7 protein-coding genes are annotated in these 5963 nt (G+C 47.0%); all 7 read right to left on the bottom strand.

From position 1 onward, the window contains the following. On the bottom strand, positions 1 to 833 hold an 833-nt coding region (locus K2Q26_15325; protein ID MBY0316891.1), incomplete at its 3' end, for a Gfo/Idh/MocA family oxidoreductase. Next, positions 830 to 1621, bottom strand: coding sequence for an acyl-ACP--UDP-N-acetylglucosamine O-acyltransferase (gene lpxA / locus K2Q26_15320; protein MBY0316890.1), 792 nt, complete (start codon positions 1619 to 1621; stop codon positions 830 to 832). The genes lpxA and K2Q26_15325, both read right to left, overlap by 4 nt. 8 nt (positions 1622 to 1629) lie before the next feature. Continuing rightward, on the bottom strand, positions 1630 to 2112 hold the full coding sequence (fabZ, locus tag K2Q26_15315) for a 3-hydroxyacyl-ACP dehydratase FabZ (protein MBY0316889.1): 483 nt from the start codon (positions 2110 to 2112) through the stop codon (positions 1630 to 1632). Positions 2113 to 2130: 18 nt separating this feature from the next. Further along, a complete protein-coding gene (locus tag K2Q26_15310; GenBank protein MBY0316888.1) occupies positions 2131 to 2628 on the bottom strand; it encodes an OmpH family outer membrane protein in 498 nt (165 codons plus the stop codon). A gap of 11 nt (positions 2629 to 2639) precedes the next feature. After that, complete coding sequence (gene bamA, locus K2Q26_15305; protein ID MBY0316887.1) at positions 2640 to 4949, bottom strand: outer membrane protein assembly factor BamA; 2310 nt, start codon at positions 4947 to 4949, stop codon at positions 2640 to 2642. 100 nt (positions 4950 to 5049) lie between these two features. Next, complete coding sequence (locus K2Q26_15300; protein MBY0316886.1) at positions 5050 to 5763, bottom strand: ABC transporter ATP-binding protein; 714 nt, start codon at positions 5761 to 5763, stop codon at positions 5050 to 5052. Beyond that, positions 5756 to 5963, bottom strand: a 208-nt coding sequence (locus K2Q26_15295; GenBank protein ID MBY0316885.1) for a hypothetical protein, incomplete at its 5' end; no start/stop codon positions are given. The genes K2Q26_15295 and K2Q26_15300, both read right to left, overlap by 8 nt.

The raw sequence follows: 5963 nt of genomic DNA, 5'->3' as shown, positions 1-5963 counted from the left end.
AAAGCAGTGTCCTCGGCCATGATGGCATCACCCTTTTCCAGATTCCACGCTTCGAATTCTAAGGGCGGCTCCGCCCCTTCTTTCCAATCTCCCGTTTTGGTGGTGAGGTTGACCTCGCCACTTCCGAAGTCGATGGAAAGATATTGTTTTTGTTGAAACACCCGAAACTTACGAGTCGCCGTCAGCGACACTCGAGAGGCGGTCACATTGGCGATCGCCTTGGATTCAAATTCAATTCGGGCATTCGCGATGTCTACAGTTTTTGTTAGCACAGGAGTACCGATGGCAGAGACCGATTTGACCGGACTCTTCACGAGCGAGAGGATCACGTCTAAATCGTGAATCATTAAATCTAACACTACATCTACGTCGACCCCTCGAGGTTTAAACGGGGCCAAACGATGACATTCAATGAAAAGAGGGACTTCGAGTTTCTTTTTTGCGGCGATGAGTGCTGGATTAAAACGCTCCACATGGCCGACCTGGAGGATTAAACCTTTCGCTTCTGCCAGCGCACAAAGTTCCTCGGCCTCTTTCACCGTAGCGGTCATTGGTTTTTCGACATGGACGTGAACTCCATTTTCGAGAAAAAATCGAGCCACTTCAAAATGTGTGAGCGTGGGAGTGGCAATAGTTACTGCATCCACTTTGCCGATGAGTTCTTTGTAGTGGGTGACGTTTTGAACCTTAAGCTCTTCACCCACAGTTTTACCACGCTCCGCACTCGAGTCCGAAATGGCGATGAGTTGGCACTCGGGGATCTGAGAAAATTTTTGCGCATGGAAGCGACCTAAATGTCCCGCTCCCACGACGGCCACGCGAACTGGGCTCATGCTAATGCCAATCCTCTCTTGCGAGAATCTGATTTTATAAAGTCGATAAAAGCGATCAGAGTCTTTGTTTTTTCGAACTCTTTATCAATACGCTCGAGCGATTCCGCGAGGGTGTGTCCCCCTTTGGTGATCACGCGAACCGCACGACGCACACTTTCGATCTCTGGCTTTTCAATCCCTGCGCGCGCCATACCGATCTCATTGGCCGCGCGTACAATCGCATACTTGCCTTGAGCGATGACAAACGGAGGGACATCTTTGTTTACGGCGCTATCGCCAGTGATGTAACTATGCTGTCCGATCACCACAAACTGATTAAACACGCACAAGCCACCGATTTTGACGTGATCTTCGACATGAACGTGACCGGCAAATTGACATGAATTTGCGATCACCACATGACTTCCGATCTGACAATCATGAGCCACGTGAACATAGGCCATCAATAAATTATTGTTACCCACACGTGTGACACCACCGCCTTTCGGAGTGCCGACGTTGATCGTGACAAATTCGCGAATGGTATTGTTATCACCAATGATGAGTTCGGTTTTTTCGCCCTTGTAAGTTAAGTCCTGCGGAGGTCCGCCGATAATGGCGCCGGGAGCGATAATGTTATTTTTGCCGATGACGACCTTTGTTTTTTCGTCACCGATCACGGCGTTACTTCCCACTTGAGTTCCATCACCTATCGTGACGTCACCAAGAATAGAAACGAAGGGGCCAACGGATACATTGGCACCGAGTTTAACTTTTGGACCAATAATGCTAGAGGGATGAACGCTCATGACGTCTCCTATAAACCTGTTTCCGTCCGTGGGAAAATTTTTGCGAAGATATCCACTTCCGAAACCACTTCGCCATCGCAAAGAGCTTTGCAACTGACACCGATCATGCCACTGCGCTCTTTTGTAATTTCCGCGTGAATCTCTAAGACATCACCCGGAACTACAGGACGACGAAATCGACAATTGTCGATTTTCGCGATGAGAACATCCAGTTTCTCTTTATTATCAGAAAGACACGCTAAAGCTCCAGCTTGGGCCATAGCTTCGACCTGTAAAACACCGGGCATCACCGGCATGTGCGGAAAATGCCCTGTAAAATAAGGCTCGTTAAATGTAACGTTTTTGCGAGCCACAACTTTGTGGCCCACTCGAGAACCGGGAGTAGGACCTGGGTGATAGGAGATGATCCGATCAATCAGTAAAAACGGAAAGCGATGAGGGATTCTTTTTTGAATCTCAATGCTATCTAAAAATACGTCTTTACCTGTCATACCTAACTCCTCGAAAAACTACTTTTCGAATTTCTTGACCACTTCGTCGGTGATATCGAGTTCGCCCTGAGCCCAGATTACGCTTTGCTCGGCTTTTTCGAAAACCATGGAGTAGCCTTTTTCTTTGGAAACATCCGCGATGACCTTTTGAATCTTCTCGACGATCGGCTTCGTCAGGTCACGCTCTTTTTGTTGAATCATGACTTGGCTCTTGCTGAGCTCTTCACGGAACTTCATCATTTCCTCTTGAAGCTCAATTTGTTTTTCTTCTCTCACTTTGTCAGAAAGAACCATTTTCTTTTTGTCGAAGTCTTCGGCTTTTTTCTTAAGATCTTCTTCTTTCTTTTTAAGTTCTTTCTTTTTCTTTTCAAACTCGCCTTCGAGTTCCTTTTTGGCTTTTTTACCTGCAGACGTCGCCTGAATTGCTTTTTGCATATCAATAAAGCCGGCTTTGAATTCCGCCATAGCCGGTGTTGCCAATGCTGTTAATAACAAGATGCTCATCCCCTTAAACATAAATCCTCCCATTAAAATGGACTGCCAACGGCAAATTGAAAGTTATTACTTTTCTCCTGGAACTCTGCCTTTCGATCCAGCGGGAACCCGAACTCAAACCGGAGAGGTCCCATAGGTGAAAACCAACGAATTCCAAAACCAAAGTCACTTCTAAAGTTACTTGCACTGAGGTCGTCTTCAGCTTGACCTATATCATAAAAAATTACCCCACGCATATTAGCTTCTTTCGCGAGCGGAAATTCTAATTCCGTCATGTAAAAGAGCTGCTGGCGCCCCCCAATGACCACATTAGCTCGCTGCGCAGCATCGATCGGGTTAAATCCCGCCTGCCCGTTGAGGTAATTAAAATAGCGTTGCGAAAACTGACGCTTACCGACCTGCCGGAATCCAAAGCCCCGCAAATTGTTGGGGCCGCCGAGGCGGTAGTACTCAGTAAAAGGAATGGGTCGATCATCCAGCGGACTTAAGATTCCGTAGGTGATGTTGTTGCGGAAGACCACATCCCAGAATATTTTTTTGTAGTGACGGAAGTTGGCGCCCGACTTCATAAACCGAACGTCCCCACCGGCCCCGGCGTACTCGTAGGACGCGCTGGCGTACATTCCATCCGAAGGCATCATTCGATCATCCCGACGGTCATACTCCACCGAAGCCGTCATGGAGCTCGTAATCCCGTTCACCGAGTTGACATCGAGAACATCCCCGAAATCCTGCTGCGGATCGAACTTCACAAAAGTGTCATCCAGCTTGTACTTTAAGAAGCCGTATAAACGATTATCAAATCGATCTCGCAAAATCGGATGACCGGCACGAAGGGCGCCCCCTTTGTTCTGCTGAATGTACTGGTTCACTTGAGAGTCGGTGTAGTAAAGATCCGTTCCCACGCTCCACCACGTGTCCATAAAGTAAGGATCTGTGAAGTTGACGAGAAAGTTTTTATAATTTTGGTTAAATTCCAGGCGAAGGCCAGCACGATACCCATAACCTAAAAAGTTATTCTCATCGAGCTGAACGTTCAACTGAGCTCCGAGAGAAGAGGCATAACCGGCCCCTAGTTGGAAAGCTCCCGTGTGACGCTCTTTAACGATCACATCAATATCCATGAGATCATCACGGCCGGGGGGAGTTTTAGTCATAAATTGAACATCGTCGAAGAATCCCAATCGACGGATATTGGCCATGGATTCCCGGCGTTTGGTTTCGTTGTAAAGTTCGCCTTCGCCGATTCGTAATTCGCGGCGCACGACTTTGTCGCGGGTGCTGGCGTTTCCGATAACGTTAATCCGACGAAAGTAAACCTTTTGTCCTTTATCGATCTCGTAAAGCACATGCACTTTGCGCTCCGCTTCGTTCACTTGAGTGCGCGGAATAATGTTGGCGTAAGCATAACCCAAATCTCCATACTTGGCCTCAAGAGCGCGAAGATCAGATTGAAGTACTCCCGAAGAAAAATCTTCTTTTTCGTCGAGCTTTATGGTTTCGCGCAGTTCTTCTTTGGTAAAAAGCAGATCACCGCCGAAATCAATGTCTCCCACTTGGAAAAGTTCTCCCTCTTCCACACGCACAGAAATAAGAATACCTTTTTTATCTGGCGTGACCGAAACTTCGGGGCGACTGACTTTGGCCTGCACGTACCCTTTATCAAAGTAATATGCAGAAATGTTTCGAACATCCTGGTCAAATGCATCTTGCTTATAGGTACCGGAGCCCGAAACAAAGCTAAAGTAGCCTCCCTCTTGAGTCATAAGAATGCCCTTAAGCTCCGACGGGAGAATCTTTTTTGCTCCCATAAAGGAAATTCGTTTCACTTTCACTTTGTCGTTTTCGAAAATTTTAAAAATCAGTTTTTCGCTCTGCTGAGCTTCTTTGTCAGGCTTAAGTTCGTATTCGACGCGAGCAAGGAGGTAGCCCTTTTCCTCGTAGGCTTTTTGAATTTCGGAAATCGCGTTTTGAATTTTTCCGTAATTTAAAAGCTCAAAAGGTTTAATGCCGAGCTTTTCTTTGAGATCCGAATCGTCGATCTCGTCATTGCCGTCGAATTCAATGGAAGAGATGGACGGTTTTTCTTTGACCGTAAAGATCACCGTGGTTCCATCTTTTTCGGCACGCACGTCATCGAAGTATCCCATCTCGAAGAGATCTTGAATGTCTTGGCGAACTTTTTCGGTATCGAGCTTTTGGCCACTCTTGCTCGAAATCTTTTCGAGGATGGCCGAGGTTTCAATCTTTCGATTGCCTTCAATTTTAAGGTTGGTGATCGTTTGCGCGTAAACAAAAGGAGTCATCGCTAACACACAAAGAAGAACTAAAACTTGTTGCACTCCACTCCTTAAAAATGAATCCGCTCGGTGATGGACTATTATGCCCTTAAAAAGATGAAATTCCTAAGTAATTTAAGAATCTAACGTTGTCAAAAACCAATCAAGCTCTTCTCACCCACATGCCGTCTTTTAATTCTAACCGGTGAGAAAAACGGGCGGCGAATTCGTTGTCATGGGTCACGACTATCAGCGTTAAGTTCTTCTTCTCTTTTAGCTCAAAGAACAAGTTCTGAATGATCGCCGCATTTTGGCTATCTAAATTTCCCGTGGGTTCGTCCGCCAGAAGAACTCGTGGTGATCGAATGAGAGCTCGCGCAATAGCCACTCGTTGTTGCTCACCCCCGCTCAGTTGCGAGGGATAGTGATTCATCCGAGGAGCAATTCCCAGCATTTCGAAGAGCTCTTTGGCTTTTTCCGTGGCTCGGGTCAAAGATTCTCCGGCAATCCGGCAGGGAAAGAGTACATTTTCTAGTGCTGTAAACTCAGGCAACAAATGATGGAACTGAAACACAAATCCCATAGTTTGGCTTCTAAACTGCGCGAGCTCCGCCGTACTTTTCCGGGTGAGATCGGTCCCCTCGAAATAAATTTTCCCGAGGCTGGGGCGATCCAAGGTTCCTAGAATATGGAGCAGCGTGCTTTTACCCGCACCCGACGGTCCCACGATGGATACCGCATCGCCTTGATGGATTTGCAAATCCACACCTTTAAGAACATTGAGTTCTCCCGCACCCGGCGGTTGCCCCCGGCCGTCGGCTCCGCCCTTCGCGAAGGATTTGGTGATGCACTTGGCTTCGATCAAAACTTTACTCATATTTAAGCCCTTCTATAGGAGATAGCTTTGAGCCACGAATGGCAGGAATCACTGTCGATATAAAACAAAGTAAAAGCGTGGCACCGGAAATCTTTAAAAGATCTTCCATAAGAATTCGCGTGCCGATAAAGGAAAGCTTGTAGATATCAGCAGGCATGATGGGAAACACCGCCTGCAAGCCTTCAAAGGCGTAGCAGAGC

This window comes from Bdellovibrionales bacterium (assembly GCA_019750295.1).
GTDB lineage: Bacteria > Bdellovibrionota > Bdellovibrionia > Bdellovibrionales > JAGQZY01 > JAIEOS01.
The sequence above is the reverse complement of the archived record's forward strand: the minus strand, read 5'-3'. Positions and strand labels throughout refer to the sequence as shown.